Here is a 23,206-nt window from a genome sequence, read left to right as displayed (position 1 = left end):
TATAGTGATTAACTCGTACTGTTCTCAATTGGATTTGAGCTACCAATGAGAGCGCACCTAAAGTTAGAATTATCAATAACACAAATTTCTAACATGTACATTAGTTGAATTATAGATTTGGGAGGCAGCTATTTGACGGGTCGAACAAGGCTTAAACAGCAGGCTACGTAAGGCTTTGAATCAAATAACTTTCATACTGCATTGACCTCGGTTGCTATAATGACATTATTTGGGCTCATCAGAGGAACCAAAATTATGCTCAATTTCTTCGATTCATAAAAAATGGACCGCCCCTACTCGGGTACGATCCACTTATCTATGTTCTTGCTAGCGGTTAGTTGTCGCTATTCGTTCTCAGCTTTATACTCACTCGAACTAAAATGCTTTTACCATTTTTGTCAGACATTTCAGCAATACGACTTTTTCGTCTTCTTCGAATTCTTGTGTGAGTTCATTGACCAAATTCAAGTGAAGCTGATTGTGATGAAGGTGGATCTTCTGCCCTTCATCGGTCAACGCTACGACTATCGCACGTCGGTCGGTTGGGTGTTCATGGCGCTCTATCAATTCGGCTTTCACTAGCTTTTCGATTTGAACAGTGAGTGTGCCTGTAGTGATGCCGAGCTTTTCTGCGAGTTCTTTCATTCTCAACGCGCCATGCATACCAAGCACTTCGATGGTATGAACTTGCGCTAAGGAGTAACCCGTTTCTTTGACAACAGATTGCTCCCACGAAGACATTTTATCGTAGAACTCGGTTAGTATTTGATTAAGCTGTTCTATATTTCGCATGGCCGTTTGAGTGCACTTCAAGAGTAAGATGGTTAATCTTATCAAACTTGGCGAGCATTTGTTTATATTCAGAGATGGTTTTATCACTGTTTGATTCAAGAGTAATCGCCGCTGAGTAGTGATGCCCGCTCACCTTCCACATGTGAAAATCTGTTACAATGGCGTAAGAAGCCAAAGCTTCGGTGATGCTTTGACGGTAGTCGTCACCAATATTCTCATCCAGTAGGATTGGACTGGTCTGCTTCATCAGGTTCATCGTCCACTTTGCAATTACTAGTGCGCCAATCATACCCATTGCGGCATCCAACCAGTTCCAACCGTAGAACTTACCAAATAACAGTGCAACAATCGCAAGCAGAGACGTCAGAGTATCCGCCAACACATGCATGTAGGCTGCGCGTAGGTTATGGTCATGATGGTGCTCACCATGCTTATGACTATGGTCGCTGTCGTGATCATGGCTATGTGAATGATCATGATTCTTACTATGATTGTGGCCATGCTCGTGTCCGTGGTCATGATGGTGATCGCCGAGTAAAAACATACTCACCACATTCACGGTTAAGCCAATACAGGCAACGATGATCGCTTCATTGAACTGAATTGCTTGTGGGTTAAACAAACGATGCACCGATTCCACCAGCATCAATAGTGCCACTATCCCCAATGCAATCGCACTGGTGTAGCCCCCTAACACGCTAACTTTACCTGTACCAAAAGAGAAACGTTCGCTCTCGGCATGTTTCTTCGCATAACGGTATGCAAATAAGGTGATGCCAAACGCTGCAGCATGCGTCCCCATGTGCCAACCATCGGCGAGTAATGCCATAGAGCCGTAAATGGTACCCGCAATAATTTCGACAATCATAGTAACGACGGTCAATAACAAGACATAGAATGTGCGTTTCTCACCTTGGCTGTTATGTGAAGAAAAGTTGTGTTGGTGACGTGTTGGAAAACTCAAAATAGCGTCCTTAGTTGGTATTGTGGTTAGGGCTATCTGTCATTAGGGCATGGTGCTGACAAATTCCCTTTGACTCACAAGTAATTTGATTATCAAATCAATTGATTGAAATTTAGTTTGATTGTCAAACTTTGTCAACGACGAATTTCAAAGCTCTGGTTTGCGAAAGTAATAATTGATGTGCGCTCCAATTAGCCCTATAGCCCATTGGTTGCAAAAGAACTGCGCTTGTTAAGCACAAAAAAGCCCATACTAGGCAGGCTTAGGTAAGTCAAAGTCAATGATGGCGCTTATTTGTTTTGCAGCAGACTAATCTCATCATTCACCCAACCTAACAATTGCTTGGTCGCTTTCGACAATACTTGGTTCTGGCGAACAATATAGCCAAGGCTCGTACTAGAAAAGTTCGTTAATGGTGTCACTTTCGAATGCAGATGCTGCTTGGTGGATACCGCGAATTCTGGAACAATCGCCACACCAAACCCCGCTTCCGCCCAATCGATTTGAGCATCGACACTCCCTACTTCCATCACCCTGTAATTTGGTAGATTCAGGTTTGGTAAACCTTCATCAATGAAATCACGCGTTCTCGTATCGTGGCCAAGTAGAATTAAGGTGAGCTCAGAATCTTCTTCTGCGCCTTTAACCTCATTCTCTATATTTCTTTCAGCCCCTTGAATATCAAACCCATCGCCTAGCGCACACCAAGAAAGATCCTGCAGCTTAGTGAAATATAACGACTCATTGTGTTGTTCTTTAGCGATAACAAAACCAAGATCCGCTTGAGCGTTTTTGATTAGGCTCGATGCTTGAGATGATGTGGTATTCAACAATGTTAGGTCTATACCCGGATACTGTGCTTTGAACTTCTGGAAAGGACGAATCAACAAGAATCGAGAAATGATGTCGCTGACAGCAATAGTCAAAGTGCCAATTTTGAGATCGTTAATAGCATTGAGATCTGCCTGGCAAATCTGTAGTTCGAGTAACGTTCTTTGGCTCGTTTCCAATAGCCGTTCACCCGCTTGAGTCAATTGAAATGGGCTTCTGTCTATCAACTTTATGCGTGTTTGTTGTTCTAGTTGTTTTAGGTGCAAACTCACATTGGGTTGTGTCATGTGTAGTGCATTGGCTGCTTTCCCAAAATGCTTGTACTCCGCAAGCGTTACAAACGTCTTCAACAAATTAATATCGAGCATCATATCTCTCCTGTGTTCCTTGCATCATTCTCTAAAATGAGAGACGAACCCAATAGGGAATCTCGCTTATGGTTTAAGACTTTAGAGATATATGAAATTCTTATCAAGATAATAAAGATAATTAATTTCTCTTATCCACCTTGTAGGCCTAACATGATTTCTCAATCAGTTAGGAGAAAAATTATGCCATCTATCGTTGTTGTGGGCGCAAACTGGGGTGATGAAGGCAAAGGCCGCATCGTCGATTTTTTAGCAGACCAAGCTTCTGCTAGCATTCGTTTTCAAGGCGGAAACAATGCAGGCCATACCGTAGTAAATGACTTCGGTACATTTAAACTGCACCAACTACCAAGTGGTATTTTTAATCCTGATTGTACAGCGGTTCTTGGCCCAGGCATGGTGATCAGCCCTGCTGCGCTAACTCAAGAGATTGCAGAAGTTCAAGAGGCTGGCATCAAAGTTAAAATGGCGATCTCAGATCGTGCGACACTGTGTCTCCCTTTACACGCCCTTGAAGATACGCTTGAAGAAGAGCGTTTGGGCGACGGCGCTTACGGTTCAACACGTCAAGGTATTGCACCAGCGTACGGCGATCGTGTAATGAAAAAAGGCATTCTTGTGGGCTGGTTGAATCAACCTGAGATTTTAGAGCAACGCATTCAATTCCTGCTTGATTGGAAGATGCCTCAACTTAAAGCGCTATACCCTCAATGTGATTTCACTCAGACAGCTTCTGAAATGACAGAATGGCTACTTGAAGTGACTAAGGCTTGGCGCCCATTCATCTGCAACGTGACTGAGCCTCTTAAAGCACTGCAATCACAAGACGCAAACCTACTTTTTGAAGCTCAACTTGGTGCAGGCCGTGACCTTGTCTACGGTGAATACCCTTGGACGACGTCTTCTAATGTAACCGCAGCTTACGCGGGTATCGGTAGTGGCTTACCTGCCCTTCGCCCTGAGCGTGTTATTGCTGTTGCTAAATCGTTCAGCTCGTCTGTTGGTACTGGTACGCTAGTAACTGCAATGGAAGAGCAAGACAGCTTCCGCGAAAGCTCCAACGAATATGGTGCAACTACGGGTCGCCCACGTGATATGGGGTACTTTGATGCAGTAGCTACTCGCAACGGTGTTGACCTACAAGCCGCGACTGAAATCGCACTAACTAAGATTGATTGCCTATCTGGTTTATCCGAACTTAAGATCTGTACTGCTTACTCAGGTGAGCACACTGAGAATCCAATTTGGCCACAGACAGCTGAGCTAAAGCCCGTGTATGAAGACATGGCAGGCTGGGATGAAGACATCACTGGCTGCCGCACGTTTGAAAGCCTTCCTCAAGCGGCACAAGATTACGTAACTCGCATCGAAGAGTTGATGGGCGTACCAATCGTGATGGTATCGGTAGGTCCTGAGCGCGAGCAAATGATCATTCGAGGCTAAATCCCTCTAGGTATTTAGCTATGACGGCTAGTTCTAGCTAAATACGACAGGCACAAAAAAGCCCACGCTAGGTGGGCTTTCTTTTGAATTTGGTGCCCGCTACTGGACTCGAACCAGTGACACCTTGCATGTCATGCAAGTACTCTAACCAACTGAGCTAAGCGGGCAATGCTGTGAAACTTAACTAACCGCTTTACTAAGTGGCTAACGCTTCAGAACGAGATGGATAATAACGAGTGAATGGGTAGCGTGCAAGGATAAATTTGCACAAAACTGTTCGTTTGCTTTTAAAAACAACAATCAGAATAAATTTTAAACACAAAGCAGATCAACGGGTTGAGATAGATCACATTTCAAGTCAACTTTACTGGCTAGCTACATAGACATGCTTTGTGTCTTTTAAACCTCCAACGGAACTTTTAGCTTGAGATATTAGTTTGACTCTTCTTCGCTATCGAACACCACGTTGTAGTTCTCAGTATAAGTACAGTTAGGCTGGCGACTGCAAGTAAAAAAGCGTCGTCCTTTATAGTCGCCTTGGCTAGCCAATTTTATGATCATCGGGCTACCACACTTTTTACAGAAGCGAACTTCCTTTGATGGTTCGATAAGATCGATATGTGCCGCCAACAATCTCTTTAAGCGACTCACTTGATAACTGTGTTTCACCGATGCACCGATCAACGGCAGGCCTGCTGACTTGCAAACGTGAATGAGCAGCTTTTCTCGGTCAACTTTGCCTTTGTTCAACTCTTTCCCATTATCGAGTTCAATGATGACACGTGGCTCTAATGTTCTTGGGTCGCACACTACAAAATCAAAATAGCTACGAGATATCTTGTTATTGGCAATAAACCAGTTTTTCTTAGTATTGCTTTTTGCAGGAGCAAGCACGTTCGCCATGTTCACTTTTGCAAACACCACGCCATGATTACCCACTGCTGAGATCAAGGCCGTATAAAAAGTGGCTTGCTGTACGTTGAGCAATGCCCCTTTTTTTTGATAAGCGTGGTCTTTTGTGTCGTCATGTTTAAATACGTACTTCTGAATGAAGTAAAAGAAGACGACAAGCACCACTACAACGATAAAAATATTAGTCATGTTCCACGCAAGTAGGGAGATTAAAGTGATTGTAGCGTAAGTAGAAAAGCATCATGTGGCAAGAAAAAGAGAATCAGTTGTTAACTCGAATCACGACCTTTCTCTTAGAGTTGTTCGCTAACTGCTTGATTTGAGATTTTAGATAACCGACACAGCTCTCTTATTTGAGTATTCGGTTATTATTTAGCCTCAAAATTGATATAGATCAATTAGTGCCAGTTTGTGATCAATTAGCCTGAAAAACGTTAGGCAAATGTTAATAAGGAAATTGATATGGAACTTAAACAAGACCCAAGATGTTATACCGACGTGTGTGTAAGTGGTAAATGGTTCCACTATGATCACTGCGGAACGCAAGCTTATATGTTAAAAGGCGGTTCTTCAGCAGTCATTGAACTGTCTAAAGAACCGACTACAGAAGGTGAGCTGGTCGAAATGCTGCAAGGTATCGCCAAATAAGCCGAATTGAACAAGACTGATATAGACAAATTCAAGATATCGCTAAGTAAAACCCATATTTAACTCAAACTTTGATATTAGCGTTCTGAAAGTATTCCAAAAGCCATTCTTGTCTCACGAAGATCAGAATGGCTTTATGTTTTCTAATCAGTAATTAACTTTCAGCGATGATGACTTGATTCCTACCCGACTCTTTCGCTTAATATAATGCATCATCCGCGGCTTTAAGGTACTTTTTGTAAGTATCTTGGTTGAGTTGGTTTTGAGAAATACCAATCGATGCCCCTATCGATGTAGTGAGGTTTAGAGAGCCGGAGTGCCTATCAATGGAACCAGACAACAACAGAACAAATTCTTCCACCCCCAGCGAGCCACTACGTCATTTGGGTATAAGTGTTACTTTACACTCCTTCCAACTTCCACTAATACCTCATCACCAACATCATGTCCAAAGGTGTCATTAACACGCTTAAAGTGGTCGAGATCTAGAATGACTATACAGATTCCAAACTGCGAAGTATCAAATGGCATTGGCTGAGTCAATAATTGCTCTAGATAACGTCGGTTGTATAACCCCATTAACTCACACGTTGTCGATTAAGTGATAAGAGCCTTATTTTTGCTTAGAATACTGCGAAGCCTAATCGCCAGCAATATAGCACTAATGCTGACCATTATAATTAATGCGATCACGATTCTGTTTCTAAGTTGTTCCTTTTGAAGTAATAATTCGTTGAGGTCTTTTTCAGTATTGAGTAGCTCATTTTCTTTGGCGAGTGTCGCGGTTGCATAATCTTGTTCTAATAAGAAAATGTCGCTCTGCCTTTTATCAAACAGCAGCGCTTTGTTGCCATGATAATATTGTTTGTAGTATTTCTGGGCAGTATCAAGGTCACCCTGGGATTCGTAATATTCAGCCAGTGTTTTTAAGCTTAGCACTTTCCAACTTCTGCTCCCAACCACTTCAAAAAATGCAAATACTCGTTCAAGATCACTCAATATCATGTATTAAGACCGTTACAAATTGAGTGATCATATCACTGCTGTTTACTTATATTAGAAACTTATTATACCGATCACTATGCAGATTAAAATATCGCTATTTAGCAGAATGACGACGTGTATTTCTCACTAATTAGAATAATCAGGCGACTTTCTTGATTTAACTCAGGCAATCATCTACCTCATTGGCGTTATAGTGATTTTCCTGTTCCTACCTCCGCGGATTTTTTAGAACAAGCGGAAGCATAATGAGAATTAACAATGACCCAAATTAATGAACAACGCCTTGTCGACCATTTCTGCGATCTTGTGAAAATCGATAGTGAATCACGTAACGAAAAAGCCATTGCTGAAGCGCTGGCTGAGCAGCTAGGCGAATTAGGCTTTGACGTACATAAACTGGCTGTTCCAGAAGAAGTGTCGAACGGTTTCAATATTTATGCACGTTTAGATGGCACTCTTTCAGGCAGCACTGTATTCAGCTGCCACATGGATACAGTAACGCCAGGTATCGGCATTGAGCCAATCATAGAAGACGGCATCATCCGTTCAAAAGGCAACACTATTCTGGGTGGCGACGATAAGTCTGGTATCGCAGCTATCATGGAAGCGGTTCGCGTAATTAAAGCGGAAGGCAAAGAACACAAAACTATTGAGATTGCATTTACTGTATTCGAAGAGGGCGGTCTATTCGGCTCTTTGAACTTCGATATGTCTTACATCAAATCTGAGCACGCTATCGTGCTTGATACAGGTGGCCCGATTGGTACCATCGTAAACGCAGCGCCTGGACAGCAAAAAATTGTTGCGAAGATCAAAGGTCGCCCTGCTCACGCTGGTTTAGCGCCAGAAGAAGGCATCAGCGCAATTCAAGTGGCTGCAGACGCAATCACTAAGATGAACCTGCTTCGTATCGATGAAGAAACAACAGCAAATGTTGGTATTGTTGAAGGCGGTCAAGCGACTAACATCGTAATGCCAGAGCTTAAAGTCGTGGCTGAAGCTCGTTCTCTAAGCGGCGAAAAGCTAACAGCTCAAGTTGAGCACATGATCTCTACATTCCAAGAGAGTGCGAAGCAGTTCGGCGCTGAAGTAGAAATCGACTCTACTCGAGCTTACGATGCATTCGTTATTGCAGACGATCACCCGCATATTCTTTCTATCAAATCAGCGTTTGAGAAGCTTGGCGTAACCGCAAACACCAAACGCACTGGTGGTGGTAGCGATGCAAACAACTTCAACGCGAAAGGCCTAACAACGGTTAACCTTTCTACTGGTATGGCGAAAGTTCACACCACTGAAGAATACATTGCAGTGAAAGACATGGTCGCAATCACTGAGTTTGTAGTGGCTTACGTAACACAATAATCTTACTTGTTAGCGAGGTGGTGAAAGCCATTTAGCCAATATCAAAAAGCCGAGTTCACATGTGACTCGGCTTTTTTGTATCTGAATTTAGCCAGAAGTTCTAGCCTAAAAACCTCTACGCTTCCAAAACTGGCTTTCGTCTTTTGCTACTAGGTCGAATGTCTTGTCGGCGATGATGTTGCCTTTTAGCTCAACCGTCATGCGCCATTTGCCCAGCTTGTTCGAGACAGGCGCCCAGATAGTGTCACCTAAGTAGAAATCCCAATCATTGTTACCGACATACTCTTCGCCATCGAACGGTTCGAGCACTTCACCTTTGTCTGTAGTGATATTGGGGTGATAAATGCAGTAACGGATCTTCTCACCTTTGGCTTTTTTGATATTCAGAATATAACCAAATTCGACATCGATTTCAGCGTCGACAATGGTGGTGAACTCTTGGATTTTTGGAAGATCTTTTGATTTGGAATCCCAAGTGGAATAGATACCATAAGAAGTCATGTCGACCATGACAGAGCGCTTTGCCATTTCAATCGTTACCTTGATGTTGTTCTATATAATTGATGTTGTTTGTCATTCACTATGAGTACAGACATTAAACCCCGAACACGGCTATTCTTGCCAGTCTTTCGCCATACGTTTAATCACTGACGGTTCAATATCGTGAATACTGCCATATTGCTCTCGGCACACTTCGATAACCAATTCTGCTTTATATTTGAGTGCAAGTTGGCGGTAGGCCTTCATTTCCCAATGCTTAACAAAGGTATTCGAAACAACCACATCTAGCCCTTGTTTCAAGCCGTTTTCTACAGTGTTCTGACACCACTTATGTGCCTGCTGTAACTGCTTAGGGTCAAAACGGTACTCACCTTTCTCATTCACGTAATACATATCGGCTTCGACGTGGAGTGCATCGTAGGTTTTTGCTTTTGTTGACTTGCCAGAACCGGGCAACCCTCGAATGAGTATTAACTTCATCAGATACTTTATGGTCTGTTTAAAAGCGTGAGTTTATCTTAAATGCCAACGAGTTGCTTTGATAACTGACATTTGGCAATCTGCCAGTTTTCAAACCGACGCACTGAGCTATAACGCCAAGTTTACGTTTGAAAGACCAGACTTCAGTTCTCCAAGAAACTCGGTATCTCAACTGGTATAAAACACAAAATATTTACATCTATCCACTTTGCATGTCGACAAGCGTATCAAACTACTATAGATTTAGAAGTATAGACGTCTACATATCTAGCTTAGGGAGAAAGCTGTGCCTATTCGCATTCCAGACCAATTGCCAGCATCCGATGTTCTTCGTGAAGAAAACATCTTTATTATGCCGTTATCAAGAGCATCGACACAGGAAATTCGTCCACTTCGAGTCTTGATCCTCAACCTAATGCCGAAGAAGATTGAAACTGAAACTCAATTCTTACGCCTACTGTCAAACAGCCCATTGCAAGTCGATGTAGAACTGTTGCGCATTGATGACCGACCAAGTAAAAACACGCCAACTGAACACCTTGATAACTTTTATCGTCAATTTGAGATGGTAAAAAACCGCAACTTTGATGGACTGATCATCACTGGAGCACCACTTGGTTTGGTTCAATTTGAAGATGTTATCTATTGGGACCATCTAAAAACAATCATGGAATGGGCAAACAAACATGTCACTTCTACTTTGTATGTATGTTGGGCCGCTCAAGCAGGATTAAAGCTCTTATATGATCTGCCAAAGCGCACTCGTAAAGAGAAGCTGTCTGGTGTTTATAACCACGAGATACACAATCCATTCCACCCTATATTACGTGGCTTCGACGATACATTCTTAGCTCCGCACTCTCGCTATGCTGATTTCTCTCAGGAATACTTAGCAGAGCATACTGATCTCGATGTTCTCGCGACTTCAGATGTTGCAGGCGTATATTTAGCCGCAACCAAAGACAAACGAAATGTCTTCGTAACGGGTCACCCTGAGTATGATGCTCATACGCTTCACAATGAGTACATCCGCGACTTAGGCGAAGGGATGGAGCCGGTTATTCCAATCAACTACTATCCGAACAACAATCCAGACAACAAGCCCGTTGCAAGTTGGCGTAGTCATGGTCACTTATTATTCTCAAACTGGTTGAACTACTGCGTTTATCAACAAACGCCTTACGATTTGGATCACTTCAGCGAAGACAACTTTACCAAAGACGATTAAGTTTTTTCTTCCGATTCACAAACATATAAAGCCGCGTTCATTAGGTTGTTGATAAAACACCGAATTGGGCGCGGTTTTTTTATGGTGTGTGGGTCGCATTCCATAATAGATTTACCACTTCAATGGGTTTGATTTCATATGATGGGTTGGTGTTCATAAGGAGCTTCACATGCCTGCCAAGCCATTATTACCTAAACCCTTTTCGTTATCCCGCCCCCTTTCATTATCAAGTATGGTACTCCTCGCCTCGCTTTCATTAGTCGGTTGCGTCTCTGTCACTGAAGGTCCACCAAAGATTGAAAGTGATCCTATCGCTATGTCGGAATCTCGAATCGAATTGGGCTTGGGCTACATGGGACAAGGCAATATGGTGAGAGCGCGTGAAAATCTTGAGCTCGCAATTAGACACGCACCTAGTTACTACCGTGCTCGGCTTTCAATGGCGCATTACTACGAACGAGTGGGCGAAGTAGACGAAGCAAGATCTACTTATCGAAAGGCATTGAGTCTAGATTCTAGAAACGGCAATGTATTGAACAACTACGGTACATTTTTGTGTAAACAGGGTGAATACGAACAAGCCGATAAGTACTTCAATCGCGCCATCGACCAGCCCTACTACTATCTCGTCTCAGCAAGTTATGAAAACGCGGCGTTTTGTGCATTTAAGGCTGGTAATACCGACCAAGCAAAATACTACTTCAGCAGAGCGATTGACCATGACCCAAACCGCGTAAAATCGATACTACAGTTATCAAAAATCGAAGTGAGTGACGCCGATTACAATGAAGCTCGACTTCGTTTATTCAAATTCCACCAGCGTTATGGCTATCAAATTCCATCGCTTAAAATCTTGGTCGATCTCGAAAATAAAGCGGGTAATAGTGCTCTAGAGCAGAAGTATCAGAGTAAATTAGATGAATTGCTTTCTGCTTAACGATTATGCAAAACACAAAAAACGGGCTTGTTGCGTTAACAACAAGCCCGTCCATATTTCAGCTTAATGTCTTAACTAAGTGCGGCCACTATTTAAGCGCAATCCACTCTTGTCTTTGCTCATCGTCCATAAAGGTCCATGCGATAAAGCGACTCACCTTCTGGCCTTGCGACATCTCGACCACTTTCACTTGTTTAGCGCGTAGCTTACCTAGCTCAGAGCGAACCATACCGATGTTGTCTTTCTTAGAAATCAATGTCGTAAACCACAAGACTTGAGTAGCAAAAAGTTGACTCTCTCTCGCCATCTTCATAATGAAAGCGGCTTCACCACCCGGACACCAAAGTTCAGACTTTTGGCCACCAAAGTTTAAGGTTGGTTTCTCTTGCTTAGTTGATTTATCTAACTTAACTGACTTTTTGTTCGTCTCTGGCTTGAACGACTGACCGGCTTTCTTAGCACGGTTTGCCGCTAGGTTATCCAGCTTACGTTGTGAACCCTTTTCCGCTTCTTCTAGAGAGCTATGGAATGGAGGGTTACAAATTGTGACATCGTAACGTTCATTATCTTTAATCACGCCCTTAAAGATAGATTCAGAGTCGGCTTGTAAGCGAGTACGGATCTTACCTTTTAGGTTCGCATTACTCTCCGCAATGAAGTTTGCTGTTTTTACTGAGACAGGATCTACATCCGTCCCCGTACAGCGCCACTTATACTCTGTCGCGCCAATGATTGGGTAAATACAGTTCGCGCCAACACCAATATCCAACGCTTTAACAGAAGCATGGTTATAAGGTTCACCTTGGCCATCGCTATTCAGGAGATCTGCCACTCTGTGGATGTAATCAGCACGGCCAGGAATTGGCGGGCACAAGTAACCCGCAGGAATATCCCAATGCTTCACACCGTAATGATGGGCAAGTAAGGCTTTGTTCAAAAGCTTGACCGCCAGAGGATCAGAAAAGTTAACCGTATCTTCCCCTACTGGATTCTTAATCAGGTGTTCTTTCAATTCAGGCAGTGCTGCGACCAACAGGTCAAAATCGTATCGGCCTGTATGTTGATTTCTTGGGTGCAATCCGCCTTGAGGTTTTTCAGCGGAACGTCTTTTCTGCGCTGCGTTTTCGTTAAAAGCCGTTTTATTGAAAGAACCCTTATTCAATGAACCTTTATTCGCACCCTGCTTCCCTTTGTTATCTTTAGCAAAAGGTCGCTTTGCTTTGTTATTACCAGCGCCTTTAGATACGCTGTTCTTGCGACTTTTATCAGATGTGTTCTTTGTAGAAATACGCTTGTCGCTATCTTCTTTATTTTGATTGTCTTTTGTTTTTACTGATGAAGTGCTGTTTTTCGACAGGCTTAGCGTAGTTCTATTTTGTGATTGGCTCATTGGGCTACTTCTTTAAATCTAAATACATCATGAATAAACGGGCATCCAACTCAAGTTGATGATATTCCGGTTCCATGTGACAGCATAGTTGGTAAAAGGCTTTGTCGTGCTCTTTCTCTTTGATATGCGCCAGTTCGTGTACCACAAGCATTCTCAGCAAAGGTTCTGGTGCATTTTTAAAAACACTGGCGATACGAATCTCGTTCTTCGATTTGATCTTTCCACCGTGATTCTTAGCAACGTAAGTGTGAAGACCTAGTGCATTATTGATTAGGTGGATCTTACCGTCGTAAACCACTTTGCTAATCGGCGGTGTTTTTTTCATATAGCGATTTTTTATCTCAATCGCATAGTCAAACAGGGCTTTCTCGCTTTTTATTCCATGATTCTTTGGGTAGCGAGCTTCAAACCACGTCACCAATTTACCCGACTCAACAAGTTGAGTCACAGGATCAATAATGTGCTTAGGATAGCCTTGAATATAGCGTAAAGAAGGATGCATGCTGAAAGACCGTACAAGTTACACCACGACAATACGTTGTGGTCTTGAAAATTGAGCCGCATAGTGTAACTGATCACACTTTTCTAATCACCTAGGATTCGTTACACTTTAGTGAGATTCACCAAGAGCTAGACTCAAAAAGAGATTGTAAAAATGAAACGTGTTGTATTGTACGTCGCAGACAAATGCCCGCACTGTAAAGATGCGCAACGCTATTTGGACTCCAAGAAAATTGAATATCGTCTAACGAATGCAAAAATGCAGCGTGGTCGTAAAGAGTTACAGGCAATGGGTGCTCGCTCTATCCCTGTGCTGAAAATCGGTGACCAAGTGATGGTCGGCTGGAATCAGAAAAACTTCGATAAGATGTATAACTCAAAGAACACCTAACGTGTTTTGAGCCAGTCATACTTCTATACAACAAAGCCCGAATATCCAATCGAGGATGTTCGGGCTTTGTTTATTTAAATCTTACTAAATCACACATACCGCTTAACGAAATCAATAAAGGTTCTGTCGGCTTTCGACAAATACCCTTCCTTTCTCCAGGCCAAAGACAGATTCAGTTTTACAGGGTCTTTAAATGGCACACCTACCACATCTTTCTCGTATTCCGTCACTAAGCTCAAAAGTGCGGTGATCGCAAACTCTTGTTTAACGATAGAAAGAATCATAGGAAGCAAGTTGGTCTCGAACGCGATAGTCATATCGAGGTTGTATTTCTTGCAGGTCGCATCAATAAAGTCACGATGGAAATAGCCTGATTTGAACATGATTAGCTCTTGAGCAAAGAACTCTTCAAAGGTCATCGAAAGCTGTTGTGCTAGCGGATGCTCCTTACCGACAACGGCGACCATCTCAGAACTTAACAGATGATCCGTTTCCAAATCATCAGGGACGTTCTCATGATTAATTACACCAATATCGAGTTCGCCGTTTAACAGCATTTCACGAATCGATGCGGTGCCAGCATCAATCAACGTCAACTTTAGATTTGGGTATTGGCTCTTAAATGCCATCACGACTTGCGGGAAAAAGTAGCTCCCCATCATACTCGGAGCGCCTAATCGAACCTCGCCTTTTTCTAGTCCCTTTAGCTCATTCATCGCAAGTTGAGCATCATCGAACTGCTGGGATATCCGCTTCGCATGTTCAAACAACACCTTTCCCTCTTCCGTTAAGGTGACGGATTTATCTCCGCGACGAAACAGAATTAACTCGAGTGTCTGTTCTAGTTTTTTAATGGAGATACTCAATGCAGGCTGTGCGATATGCAGCGCTTTGGCGGCTTGAGTGAAGTTACCAAACTGCGCAACAGCTAAGAAATGACGAAGTGGTTTTGATTCAAGCATGGCGATATATTAAATATATAGAGGTGATATTTTAATATATTTCTTAAATCACCACGGTACTGATACCTTGTTCACATAGCGCTAAATAAATAGCACATGTCTAGCGAGATTTGTAAAACAAACTGTGTATTGTCTATCTCAATGCCCGTACATTCATACGATGTACGGGCATGTATCTTTTTAACCATTCAATAAATGGCTTTCTAACTACCGTCCTTTGACCTTAAATATGGTATGGCAGAGCACACACCTATACTTTTCTTTGATGCCAAGTATCTTATCAACAAAAGTTCTTTGGACTCTTATAATTCTTTGTTCTTTACACTTACACTTCATCATTTAGAAATAAAAACGCCATACTGTTGGTTCGAGGATTATCAAACAAACACATGCGTTCGGTAAATGTAATTATTAAAAAACCAACACCATAATTAGACTTAAATCACAAAAATGAATTATATTTCAGTGATACCCAGCCCATAAATATAAAAATAATGCCGAGTAGCGGTTAAATAATCTCTGATTATGTAAATTAAGGGGAATTTTACAAACAAAAACACGATCAATTTTCAACCAACATCTTAGCTTATTCACTAAGTTTACCCTTTCTTGGATCTTTTCGTTATGCGGTGATATAGCTAAATTAAACATCATATCGGTTCCAACTTTTCAGTAAAAAATCAAAGTCGATTGGTAATATGCAGCGCTTTGGCGGCTTGAGTGAAGTTACCAAACTGCGCAACAGCTAAGAAATGACGAAGTGGTTTTGATTCAAGCATGGCGATATATTAAATATATAGAGGTGATATTTTTAATATATTTCTTTAATTACGCTTGTGCTGATAACTTGTTCACAAATAGCTTACTAACTCGCGCAGGCTCAACGTAAATGTTTGATAAAGGCAGTCCTCAATACAAACGCATCACCCAATCATTGGCAATTGGCTCGTTTATCATTTTCTGTAACCTTTACCTCTTCCAGCCAATCTTGCCGCACATGGCGGAGCACTTCCAAGTATCGGAAACTCAGATCAACTGGCTGTTTGCCGCGACAACACTTGGACTTTCCATCAGCTTGGTGCCTTGGGCAATCGCTTCTGAAACCTTTGGCCGAAAACCTATCATCTTGTTCAGTCTATTTGCGATTCCTCTAATTGGGCTAACCATGGTATTCACAACAACTCTGTTGCAACTTGTAATTGCAAGGGCGTTTATGGGCATTGCTGTCGCTGCGTTTGCTGGAGTAGCTGTTGCTTATATGGTTGAAGAGCTATCTCCTAAGGCATTTGCGGTGGCAATTGGTGGTTATATTGCAGCGAACTCACTGGGGGGGATTTTCGGACGTGTATTGGGAGGCTTGATTACGGATTATTTTGACTGGCACTCAACGGTTTTGTTTTTCGTTGTCGGCTCTTTGCTTGGCGCACTCTATATTGCGTATAGCCTGCCTGACCAACAAAACTTCAAACCGCAGAAAGGGCTGTTCTTTCACCATAACCGCTCGGTAGTTATGCATTTAAAAAACCGTACTTTATGGCTCGCGATGTTGATTGGTGGCGCTAACTTCGCCCTGTTCGTTAACCTGTATTCGGTTATGGGCTTTAGGTTGGTCTCTGATCCTCACTCAGTACCTGTGGGTTTAGCATCGCTGATATTCCTATGTTACTTGGCCGGAACGGTCAGTTCTAAGCTCTCCAACAGATGGACGCTTCGCTTTGATCCGCTAAACGGTATCTTGATGGGCGTGTGCATTAGCTTAATCGGAATGCTCATTTCTGCGGTCGATAAAGTCCCATTCATGTTAGCTGGTTTGTTATTGATTAGCGGCGGCGCGTTCTTCGCCCATACCCTTGCCTACTCTTGGGTAAGTCAAAAAGCGCCGAGCGCTAAGGCCACAGCAACCGCACTTTACTTAGTCCACTATTACATAGGCGGGAGCCTAGGTGGTTTCTTACTCTTGTATTGTTGGCAACTATTCGGTTGGAATGGCGTAATTGCAGGCGGCTCTATCTTCTATGTTGCGATTTTTGCATGGGTCTATCAGTTGAAACAGTTACAAGTATCGGCTTCCAAACTCGCACAAGCATAGGTATGACTGAGTTTGTAACTCAATTATTGCTTTTGATTAACGTCCGTTCTGATATCCTACGCAAAATTTCATTTCGGAACCTGTTATGTCGAACACTCAAAGCACTGATCTTCAAACCATCCACGACCAAGTAAAACAGTGGTTAGACGATGTCGTTATTGGCCTAAACCTGTGTCCATTCGCAGCTAAGCCACAACGGAATAAGCAAATTAAGATCTTTGTGAGCGAAGCAGAAACCGAAGAAGTGTTACTAGAAGACATCATGACGCATTTTGTTGAGTTAGATAACACACCTGTTGCCGAGTTAGAGACGACTTTGGTGGTTGTTCCTAACATGCTACTAGATTTTTTCGACTACAACATGTTCATTGATTGGATTGAAGCCCTGATCAAACAAGAAGATTGGGAAGGTACTTATCAAGTGGCCACCTTCCATCCAGACTACTGTTTTGGTGGCGCAGACCCAGAAGACGATGAGAACCTAACGAATCGTTCTCCTTATCCGGTTTACCACTTAATTCGCGAAGCAAGCATGGAAAAAGTGCTGAAGCACTACCCTAACCCTGAAGCGATCCCTGATACCAACATCGCGAGAGTTGAATCTTTAACGCAGGAAGAACGTCGTAAGCTGTTCCCATATCTGTTTAGTTAATCTCTAAGGCTTAAAGGCAGTATACCGTAATAAATCGCCAAACTTTAACTTACGAACCTAAGCGCTCTTGATAAAATGGACGAGCAACAAACTGATCTCGTCCATTTTCTTTTGCCATGTACAAACAATCGTCAGCCACTTTGATCAAAGAATCCAATGCCGACATTCTTTCAGATTTGCTCTCGCCCGCACTCATTTCAAAATGACACGCACCTACGGAGATGGTGACCGGCTTTCTATCGAGCGTAATCGCCTTCACCTTCTCCAGCAAAATCCTGATCTTATCTTCCACATGAGCAGGGGTAGCATGAGGATACCAAATAACAAACTCTTCGCCTCCAAAGCGAGCGGCGAACTCCCCAGCTTTAACGTTATTGCGCAGTATATCAGCGACTTTTTTCAACACGTTATCACCCATTTGGTGGCCATAAGTATCATTGACTTGCTTAAATAAATCGATGTCCACCACCGCAAGCGTTCCACTTCCAGTAGAGCCTTTCAGTTTTTCTACTTCAATATTAAGAGTCCGGAATAAGCAACGTCTATTGGGTAAACGAGTCAGGGGATCATAAAAAGCTTGGTATTCTAGCTTTTCGTTCAACTCTTGCAGTTTGCGTTCCTGTTTCCTTCTCACTAGCTCCACTTCTATCCATGAAGCCATTAATCTCATTACGTCTATATCGAACTCTTTGAATTCTCTGTAGTAAGGTCTAGGACTTGAAAAGTTTAGGGTGCCGTAAAGCTCTTCGTTAACGAAAATAGGAATGCCTATATAGGATTCTAATCCAAAAGACTGATAAGCAGGATGAGTCGCATACTTATCATGTTTACCACAATGTTCTATACCGATAGGGCCGATAGATTTACACGTAATTTCGCAGTAGGTCGACCGATAATCAAAAGTATCACCACTTTGCAGTTCCACGCCGTCAGGGGCAATGCAGTGTTCAACTCGGTAGTGATTGCCTTCTACTTTTGACAGAATACCAATATCTAGATCAAAGCGTTCGAGTCCCATCATAAGCAGCTGAGCGATCTGGGTATCAAAACCTTTTCGGTACTCATTAGTAATTTGATATAAGCGTCGTATAACAATTTCGCTTTCACTAGCTTTATACATAACTGGATCTCATTGCTGTCGAATTTAATGACAACATTAACATTTGGTATATAAAGGAGAGTAAAAGGTAAAAAAACATAATAATCAATTGGTTTTTATGCAAAATACCTCATTGGTCAAACGAATATAGGTCGACTTCTTCTACTTTGCGTTAGCACCCTATTCCTAGCTTTGGTAAAATAATTCATTAACGAAACAAAATGGATAGGAAAATGAACCTTTCTCAACTAAACCAAGAAATCTACGATCACCTTTACCGCGATATTGAAGAGTTCCGCAGCACTTTTGATCTGCCGGTTGCTGATCCTGAAACAATGGACGAAAAAGGCGATACGCTACATACATCTCTAGCGATAGAAGAACTAACAGAACTAGCGGAAGCTGACTCTAAAATTGAGCAAGCTGACGCTATCGTAGACAGCGTTTATGTTTTGATGGGGCGTTTAGTTCACCTTGGCCAAGCTAAGGTTGAAGATAACCTAGCGATCAGCTATTTGATCGACTTGCTATTGAATGTTTGTAATAACCGTTCGATCGACTTTTTACCTTGCTGGGACGAAGTACATTCAAGCAACATGAGCAAAGTATGTCGTAACGAAACAGAATACGCAGAAACAGAAGCTTTCTATGCTGAACAAAACATCAAACTGATGGCGGTTCAAAAAGGCGAATACATCATCGCTAAATGTGCAGAAGATTTTATATCTGAAGGTAAGACGATTCGCCAAGGTAAAGTACTTAAATCAGTACACTACCGACCGGCAAATCTTGAACCACTAACGGCTTAAGCGAATCTTTTAGATTTATAAATTATTCACTTTTTGGTTAGCTAAACAACAAACGCCACGTTTAAATAACGTGGCGTTTTATTATCTGTCAGTTAATTTTAGCTGTTTGAGTTGTAGCCGAATGTTATACCAATCGCGCCATATGATAAACCGCTACATATTCGCCGTTTCTAAAGGCAAACCCTGCCGATTCCCCTTCAATAACAAAGCCGAATTTCTTGTAGAGATTAATCGCTCTCTCATTGTCGGTATAGACCGTTAATTCCATTCGCTTGATGTTAATCCAGTTATCACACAGATCGATTGCTGTTGCGAGCAGTTGACTACCAACGCCTCTGCCTAACACATCGTCTTTAACACCCATGCCAAATGAAGCGACATGTCGCCTTCTCGGATTTACACATACTTCCATGCCCAAATTTCCAACAATCTCGCCTTCCAGTAATGCGACGTAAGAGTAGACATTATCAGGCATATTGGAGATTCGCTTCTGCCAGCTTTCCAGAGATGGGTTTGGGAGTTGCAACGTACCGGTATAAGCATTAGTGCATTCGTAAACTTCTTTGATTCCCTTTGCATCTGACGGCTCAGACCGTCTCACGATAATACTCATCGCAACTCCTACTATTGTCTCGCTAAATATGAAACACATCCTTAATGTGCACCTAGACACATTATCAAATAGTAAATATTTAACAATAGGTTAGGAAAGATTGTTTTGATTAAATCTGATATAGAGTTGAGATACTGGTGTTCTGAAAAGAATGAAGTTCAATCGATTCGAATTTTACCATTTTGTTCTACGAATAAAGAACTAAACCTTACGCAATTTAGGAAGGATAATAAAGCAAGCCACTGATTTTAAAGGGATGCGACTTGAGTGACCACCAATACTAAGCACAGCACGACCGTTGAATAGAAGGTTAATGCAAAACCAAAAGCCCTTGCCGGTGCTCCATGACTGTAGCCTTTGAAAAAGAAGATTCGCCCCATAAAAAACAACACTGAACACACGAGTCCCGCCGATAACCAAGCGGAGGGCATCAACAAACACCACGCCGTATACACACCGACTGCAATAACTACTTGCTCTAAGGTATTTTGAAGCATGCTTTGCAAAATGATGGCTCGCTTTGTTCCAGACGTTAACCCACTGCCATCGATATCTTCTGGGCTGAAGAACCGATACTTGGCTAAGCACCCAATAGAGACGATTAACATCAAGGTCGGCAGTATCAGAGAAAGCCCTAAAACTGTCACCCTATCTTCTAGCATACTGGCTTGGGCGTAATTAAAGGGGTCTAAAACGATGGCTGCCCAGATTGCAACAATGGCGGTTAACATAGCCAACGCCATTCCTTTAAAGACTCCAACTTGCTTACTGGTTAGTTCCATAAAACCCTCGCCACCCATTGAACAGATTTACAATTATTACTTATCGACCAGTTGATGTTTGTGACGCTCTTTTACTATATGGAAGGATAAAACCAACAGAAATCAAACCTATTTCGTTTATTAAGCCTTTCCAATAAAAAAAGACACCACACTCGTAAAAAAGTGTGGTGTCTTGATTATTACTTTAAAGCTAATTAACTAACGATAGCTAAGACTAGTTAGCTGGACGCCAAACGCCCCATTTGTCGCTTTCGTATGTTGCTTGAGGGTTTGTACCACCCTGAACCCACCACTGCGCTTTCCATGACTGGTTCGAGTAAGTCACTACTTCACCGCCTAGGTAAGTCGCTGATGAATCCCATGTGCCTGGGTCAGGAGTCGGATCTGGATCCGGCGTTGGATCTGGGTCTGGTGTTACGCCACCGTCATCAGCAATTACTTCAAAAGTGAAGGTTTCAACACTCTCGCTTTCAATCGAGCTAGCCATAAACGATAGAGTTTCGTTTGCAGTGATGCCAGTGGTATCAACTACGATAGAAGCCGTGCCGTTATTTTGAATACTTACTGAAGAGCCTTGTGTCTGAATTAGATTTGCCGCTTCGCTTGTTGCAATCACAACTTTGTCGCCAGCATTCACTACATTATCACTCTTCACTAGCTCGTAGATGTCGCCTTTCAATGGCTCAACACCACCGTCACCACCATCAATCAATGTTAGTTTCCCTGACGCACGGCTATCTTTTGAGTTGAAGAAGTTACGTGAAGGATCGTTTTGAAAGTACATGTAGTGCTGCATTTCAGCATGCCAATCACCAATGAAAATCGCACCATCTTTAAACTCTTCATGCCAGCCGTTAATTTCTGAAGCTAACAAGCGAGCCCAATCGTTAACGTTTGAAGCGTCGATAGCGATGTCGAAGCTACGCGCTACTTCACCATACTTGTTGATGATGTCGTACTTAACGGTGTCGCCAACTTGTGGGGTACCAAAAATTTCTGAAATGAATAGGTCGCCACGTACCAGATCAGGTTCAGGACCCGGCTCTGGCGGAGGGGTTGTGCCACCCGCGATAGTGATGTCTGAACAGTTGTAGAAACCTTCGCCCGCCGAATCATCACGTTGCCAGCGCACATACAAGATTGCGTCGCCAGAGCGGTCCGAAGGAATCGTTACGTTGATACGATATTTGCCACCGCTTACAGGAACATTCCCCACTTCTTGGATAAGATCTAAGTCACCCCACGCTAGGCCTTTGCTTAGATCTGCGTTTGGTTTCGTTAGGTAGAACTCCCAAAATGACGGATTGTGTGGCGCAGTCGCATTGAATACATATTCAAATGTACCAGTATTAAGCTCAGTGCGAGTCCAGCCTGTATGAGGTGCACCCATGCCGCGTTTTTGCGAATCATTGGCGTAACATAAAGTGCCGTCAGGAATCGCCGCTTTTACAGCATTGATGTTGTTGAAATCTTGGATATTTTTCGCGTACTCGTTACGTTGAACGAACGGGTATGAACCCGAAATATCTTTTGCTTGAGCACATGCAGCATTGGGTGGTGTACCTGACCAAACCCCGCCTTGCTCGTAACACGTGTTCTGACGTGCGCTTGGAAATTCAGACCAGCCATGAGCGTTTGCCACTGACGGCACACTCGATAGCATAGCCATACCTACTGCTACTTTTAGAATATTATTATTTATTGTTGTCACTTTCCCACTCTCTATTATTTTACCCTAAACACAAAACTAATTGGTTACTAACCAACCAGCACTGTAATTCGAGGGTTTATAGTTTCTGACTTAAAGAACAACGAAAAATATATACGTCAATTATATCAATGACAGCGGGTTTTATACTGATAGGAATCAGAGTCACACAACTCAAACAAAAGCGTTGTAGATAGATGATGTTGCTTCGAATTATGAAATTTCAGTATTCCGTGTTGATATAGGAAAAACCATCCGAGATGCATAAAAAAGCGACTTAATGATTAAGGAGCTTTGGAGCTAGGCACTAAGTACACTGCACGAGTTGTACACTAGTTCAGTAATAAGAAGAGAGTTAGTAGCGGCTGTTCATACCAAAGCGATGTGACATGTCATCGTCCATACGGCCACCCTTCCAGCCGCCTCCGCCTCCGCCTAAGAGATTGAGCACATCACGCGCGGTGTAATTCTCGCCGCCGAAGAAGTCATTAGACACATCATTACGTAACAGCTGGATAGTGGGAACTAATTCAACATCTAAATCTTGTGAATCAGCAAACAAAGCCAATGCGATTTGTTGTTGACGCTTACTCAACTCGCGAGAACTCGTTTCAACTTGTCCAATCGAGAAGAAATCACGACTTCCATAGCTCTTTACCAACCTTACAGACAGTAGCTTAATGACCTTTTTGATTCGTCGTCTTTGGATGTATCTAAACATATTTGATCCTTTACT

Annotated in this window: 23 protein-coding genes, 1 tRNA gene and 2 pseudogenes; 9 read left to right on the top strand and 17 right to left on the bottom strand. The window is 42.5% G+C overall.

The features are described from left to right. Positions 1-375: 375 nt before the first annotated feature. The 3 genes from ACFI6G_RS01820 to ACFI6G_RS01810 form a co-directional block, all read right to left on the bottom strand. Positions 376-792, bottom strand: coding sequence for a MarR family winged helix-turn-helix transcriptional regulator (locus tag ACFI6G_RS01820; RefSeq protein ID WP_010441160.1), 417 nt, complete (start codon positions 790-792; stop codon positions 376-378). Beyond that, positions 770-1,756, bottom strand: coding sequence for a CDF family Co(II)/Ni(II) efflux transporter DmeF (gene dmeF / locus ACFI6G_RS01815; protein WP_016789535.1), 987 nt, complete (start codon positions 1,754-1,756; stop codon positions 770-772). Before dmeF ends, ACFI6G_RS01820 begins: the two co-directional genes overlap by 23 nt. A 290-nt stretch (positions 1,757-2,046) precedes the next feature. Next, the gene (locus ACFI6G_RS01810; RefSeq protein ID WP_016784492.1) at positions 2,047-2,958 is read right to left on the bottom strand and encodes a LysR family transcriptional regulator; all 912 of its coding nucleotides are present in this window, start codon (positions 2,956-2,958) and stop codon (positions 2,047-2,049) included. Between the two features lie 180 nt (positions 2,959-3,138). On the opposite strand from ACFI6G_RS01810, the gene ACFI6G_RS01805 reads away from it, so the two are divergent. Continuing rightward, positions 3,139-4,398 carry an adenylosuccinate synthase gene (locus ACFI6G_RS01805; RefSeq protein WP_010441165.1) on the top strand — a complete coding sequence of 420 codons (1,260 nt, stop codon included), beginning with the start codon at positions 3,139-3,141 and terminating at the stop codon, positions 4,396-4,398. Between the two features lie 90 nt (positions 4,399-4,488). Here ACFI6G_RS01805 and ACFI6G_RS01800 read toward each other — a convergent pair. Together ACFI6G_RS01800 and ACFI6G_RS01795 are read right to left on the bottom strand one after the other, a co-directional pair. Beyond that, positions 4,489-4,565, bottom strand: a tRNA-Val gene (locus ACFI6G_RS01800). A gap of 265 nt (positions 4,566-4,830) precedes the next feature. After that, complete coding sequence (locus tag ACFI6G_RS01795) at positions 4,831-5,499, bottom strand: DUF2726 domain-containing protein (protein WP_010441166.1); 669 nt, start codon at positions 5,497-5,499, stop codon at positions 4,831-4,833. Between the two features lie 273 nt (positions 5,500-5,772). Between ACFI6G_RS01795 and ACFI6G_RS01790 the strand changes: the two genes are divergently transcribed. After that, positions 5,773-5,958 carry a hypothetical protein gene (locus ACFI6G_RS01790; RefSeq protein WP_010441167.1) on the top strand — a complete coding sequence of 62 codons (186 nt, stop codon included), beginning with the start codon at positions 5,773-5,775 and terminating at the stop codon, positions 5,956-5,958. 199 nt (positions 5,959-6,157) lie between these two features. Here ACFI6G_RS01790 and ACFI6G_RS01785 read toward each other — a convergent pair. Next, positions 6,158-6,960 (bottom strand): annotated as a pseudogene (locus ACFI6G_RS01785) (GGDEF domain-containing protein); the annotation flags it as partial. A gap of 261 nt (positions 6,961-7,221) precedes the next feature. Here ACFI6G_RS01785 and ACFI6G_RS01780 point away from each other — a divergent pair. After that, positions 7,222-8,328, top strand: coding sequence for a M20/M25/M40 family metallo-hydrolase (locus ACFI6G_RS01780; protein WP_010441169.1), 1,107 nt, complete (start codon positions 7,222-7,224; stop codon positions 8,326-8,328). 105 nt (positions 8,329-8,433) lie between these two features. Here the strand turns inward: ACFI6G_RS01780 and ACFI6G_RS01775 are convergent, their stop codons facing one another. Continuing rightward, positions 8,434-8,856, bottom strand: a complete 423-nt coding sequence (locus tag ACFI6G_RS01775) for a DUF3859 domain-containing protein (protein WP_010441170.1) — start codon at positions 8,854-8,856, stop codon at positions 8,434-8,436. 84 nt (positions 8,857-8,940) lie between these two features. Next, positions 8,941-9,309, bottom strand: coding sequence for an ATP-binding protein (locus ACFI6G_RS01770; protein WP_010441171.1), 369 nt, complete (start codon positions 9,307-9,309; stop codon positions 8,941-8,943). A gap of 286 nt (positions 9,310-9,595) precedes the next feature. On the opposite strand from ACFI6G_RS01770, the gene metA reads away from it, so the two are divergent. Together metA and pilW are read left to right on the top strand one after the other, a co-directional pair. Further along, on the top strand, positions 9,596-10,537 hold the full coding sequence (gene metA, locus ACFI6G_RS01765) for a homoserine O-acetyltransferase MetA (RefSeq protein ID WP_010441172.1): 942 nt from the start codon (positions 9,596-9,598) through the stop codon (positions 10,535-10,537). A 169-nt stretch (positions 10,538-10,706) separates the two neighbouring features. Further along, entirely contained in the window at positions 10,707-11,474 is a 768-nt protein-coding gene (gene pilW / locus ACFI6G_RS01760; protein WP_010441173.1) for a type IV pilus biogenesis/stability protein PilW, read from the top strand. A gap of 88 nt (positions 11,475-11,562) precedes the next feature. Here pilW and rlmF read toward each other — a convergent pair whose 3' ends face one another. Beyond that, positions 11,563-12,864 (bottom strand): 23S rRNA (adenine(1618)-N(6))-methyltransferase RlmF, encoded by a 1,302-nt coding sequence (rlmF, locus tag ACFI6G_RS01755; protein WP_462710107.1) that lies wholly within the window; start codon positions 12,862-12,864, stop codon positions 11,563-11,565. A 4-nt stretch (positions 12,865-12,868) separates the two neighbouring features. Continuing rightward, positions 12,869-13,366, bottom strand: coding sequence for a YgjP-like metallopeptidase domain-containing protein (locus tag ACFI6G_RS01750; RefSeq protein ID WP_016768041.1), 498 nt, complete (start codon positions 13,364-13,366; stop codon positions 12,869-12,871). A 153-nt stretch (positions 13,367-13,519) separates the two neighbouring features. Between ACFI6G_RS01750 and ACFI6G_RS01745 the strand changes: the two genes are divergently transcribed. Then, positions 13,520-13,756 (top strand): glutaredoxin family protein, encoded by a 237-nt coding sequence (locus ACFI6G_RS01745; RefSeq protein ID WP_004734934.1) that lies wholly within the window; start codon positions 13,520-13,522, stop codon positions 13,754-13,756. Positions 13,757-13,845: 89 nt separating this feature from the next. Here the strand turns inward: ACFI6G_RS01745 and ACFI6G_RS01740 are convergent, their stop codons facing one another. Beyond that, positions 13,846-14,718: a LysR family transcriptional regulator gene (locus ACFI6G_RS01740; protein ID WP_016788727.1), complete on the bottom strand. Its 873-nt coding sequence runs from the start codon at positions 14,716-14,718 to the stop codon at positions 13,846-13,848. A gap of 695 nt (positions 14,719-15,413) precedes the next feature. Further along, positions 15,414-15,497 (bottom strand): annotated as a pseudogene (locus ACFI6G_RS01735) (hypothetical protein); the annotation flags it as partial. Between the two features lie 110 nt (positions 15,498-15,607). On the opposite strand from ACFI6G_RS01735, the gene ACFI6G_RS01730 reads away from it, so the two are divergent. Continuing rightward, positions 15,608-16,807: an MFS transporter gene (locus ACFI6G_RS01730; RefSeq protein WP_010441184.1), complete on the top strand. Its 1,200-nt coding sequence runs from the start codon at positions 15,608-15,610 to the stop codon at positions 16,805-16,807. Positions 16,808-16,892: 85 nt separating this feature from the next. Continuing rightward, entirely contained in the window at positions 16,893-17,459 is a 567-nt protein-coding gene (locus ACFI6G_RS01725) for a DUF1415 domain-containing protein (RefSeq protein WP_010441186.1), read from the top strand. Between the two features lie 49 nt (positions 17,460-17,508). On the opposite strand, the gene ACFI6G_RS01720 is transcribed toward ACFI6G_RS01725, so the two are convergent. Continuing rightward, entirely contained in the window at positions 17,509-18,579 is a 1,071-nt protein-coding gene (locus ACFI6G_RS01720; protein ID WP_010441188.1) for a sensor domain-containing diguanylate cyclase, read from the bottom strand. Between the two features lie 212 nt (positions 18,580-18,791). On the opposite strand from ACFI6G_RS01720, the gene ACFI6G_RS01715 reads away from it, so the two are divergent. Beyond that, the gene (locus ACFI6G_RS01715) at positions 18,792-19,367 is read left to right on the top strand and encodes a nucleoside triphosphate pyrophosphohydrolase family protein (protein WP_010441189.1); all 576 of its coding nucleotides are present in this window, start codon (positions 18,792-18,794) and stop codon (positions 19,365-19,367) included. Positions 19,368-19,491: 124 nt separating this feature from the next. Here the strand turns inward: ACFI6G_RS01715 and ACFI6G_RS01710 are convergent, their stop codons facing one another. The 4 genes from ACFI6G_RS01710 to ACFI6G_RS01695 form a co-directional block, all read right to left on the bottom strand. After that, the gene (locus tag ACFI6G_RS01710; RefSeq protein WP_016784503.1) at positions 19,492-19,980 is read right to left on the bottom strand and encodes a GNAT family N-acetyltransferase; all 489 of its coding nucleotides are present in this window, start codon (positions 19,978-19,980) and stop codon (positions 19,492-19,494) included. A 248-nt stretch (positions 19,981-20,228) separates the two neighbouring features. After that, the gene (locus tag ACFI6G_RS01705) at positions 20,229-20,780 is read right to left on the bottom strand and encodes an MAPEG family protein (RefSeq protein WP_010441193.1); all 552 of its coding nucleotides are present in this window, start codon (positions 20,778-20,780) and stop codon (positions 20,229-20,231) included. A gap of 196 nt (positions 20,781-20,976) precedes the next feature. Further along, positions 20,977-22,431, bottom strand: a complete 1,455-nt coding sequence (locus tag ACFI6G_RS01700; protein WP_010441194.1) for a lytic polysaccharide monooxygenase — start codon at positions 22,429-22,431, stop codon at positions 20,977-20,979. Between the two features lie 394 nt (positions 22,432-22,825). Then, entirely contained in the window at positions 22,826-23,191 is a 366-nt protein-coding gene (locus ACFI6G_RS01695; protein ID WP_102392931.1) for a DUF6559 family protein, read from the bottom strand. Positions 23,192-23,206: the final 15 nt, after the last annotated feature.

It is taken from the genome of Vibrio sp. PSi01 (genome assembly GCF_054960695.1).
Note: the sequence above shows the minus strand (reverse complement) of the source record. Positions and strands in the feature narration are given on the sequence as shown.

Coding starts and splice junctions, on each gene's coding strand:
- ACFI6G_RS01820 (WP_010441160.1), bottom strand. CDS start 792: ATGCGAAATATAGAACAGCTTAATCAAATACTAACCGAGTTCTACGAT.
- ACFI6G_RS01810 (WP_016784492.1), bottom strand. CDS start 2,958: ATGATGCTCGATATTAATTTGTTGAAGACGTTTGTAACGCTTGCGGAG.
- ACFI6G_RS01805 (WP_010441165.1), top strand. CDS start 3,139: ATGCCATCTATCGTTGTTGTGGGCGCAAACTGGGGTGATGAAGGCAAA.
- ACFI6G_RS01795 (WP_010441166.1), bottom strand. CDS start 5,499: ATGACTAATATTTTTATCGTTGTAGTGGTGCTTGTCGTCTTCTTTTAC.
- ACFI6G_RS01790 (WP_010441167.1), top strand. CDS start 5,773: ATGGAACTTAAACAAGACCCAAGATGTTATACCGACGTGTGTGTAAGT.
- ACFI6G_RS01780 (WP_010441169.1), top strand. CDS start 7,222: ATGACCCAAATTAATGAACAACGCCTTGTCGACCATTTCTGCGATCTT.
- ACFI6G_RS01775 (WP_010441170.1), bottom strand. CDS start 8,856: ATGGCAAAGCGCTCTGTCATGGTCGACATGACTTCTTATGGTATCTAT.
- ACFI6G_RS01770 (WP_010441171.1), bottom strand. CDS start 9,309: ATGAAGTTAATACTCATTCGAGGGTTGCCCGGTTCTGGCAAGTCAACA.
- pilW (WP_010441173.1), top strand. CDS start 10,707: ATGCCTGCCAAGCCATTATTACCTAAACCCTTTTCGTTATCCCGCCCC.
- rlmF (WP_462710107.1), bottom strand. CDS start 12,864: ATGAGCCAATCACAAAATAGAACTACGCTAAGCCTGTCGAAAAACAGC.
- ACFI6G_RS01750 (WP_016768041.1), bottom strand. CDS start 13,366: ATGCATCCTTCTTTACGCTATATTCAAGGCTATCCTAAGCACATTATT.
- ACFI6G_RS01745 (WP_004734934.1), top strand. CDS start 13,520: ATGAAACGTGTTGTATTGTACGTCGCAGACAAATGCCCGCACTGTAAA.
- ACFI6G_RS01740 (WP_016788727.1), bottom strand. CDS start 14,718: ATGCTTGAATCAAAACCACTTCGTCATTTCTTAGCTGTTGCGCAGTTT.
- ACFI6G_RS01730 (WP_010441184.1), top strand. CDS start 15,608: ATGTTTGATAAAGGCAGTCCTCAATACAAACGCATCACCCAATCATTG.
- ACFI6G_RS01725 (WP_010441186.1), top strand. CDS start 16,893: ATGTCGAACACTCAAAGCACTGATCTTCAAACCATCCACGACCAAGTA.
- ACFI6G_RS01720 (WP_010441188.1), bottom strand. CDS start 18,579: ATGTATAAAGCTAGTGAAAGCGAAATTGTTATACGACGCTTATATCAA.
- ACFI6G_RS01715 (WP_010441189.1), top strand. CDS start 18,792: ATGAACCTTTCTCAACTAAACCAAGAAATCTACGATCACCTTTACCGC.
- ACFI6G_RS01710 (WP_016784503.1), bottom strand. CDS start 19,980: ATGAGTATTATCGTGAGACGGTCTGAGCCGTCAGATGCAAAGGGAATC.
- ACFI6G_RS01705 (WP_010441193.1), bottom strand. CDS start 20,780: ATGGGTGGCGAGGGTTTTATGGAACTAACCAGTAAGCAAGTTGGAGTC.
- ACFI6G_RS01700 (WP_010441194.1), bottom strand. CDS start 22,431: ATGGCTATGCTATCGAGTGTGCCGTCAGTGGCAAACGCTCATGGCTGG.
- ACFI6G_RS01695 (WP_102392931.1), bottom strand. CDS start 23,191: ATGTTTAGATACATCCAAAGACGACGAATCAAAAAGGTCATTAAGCTA.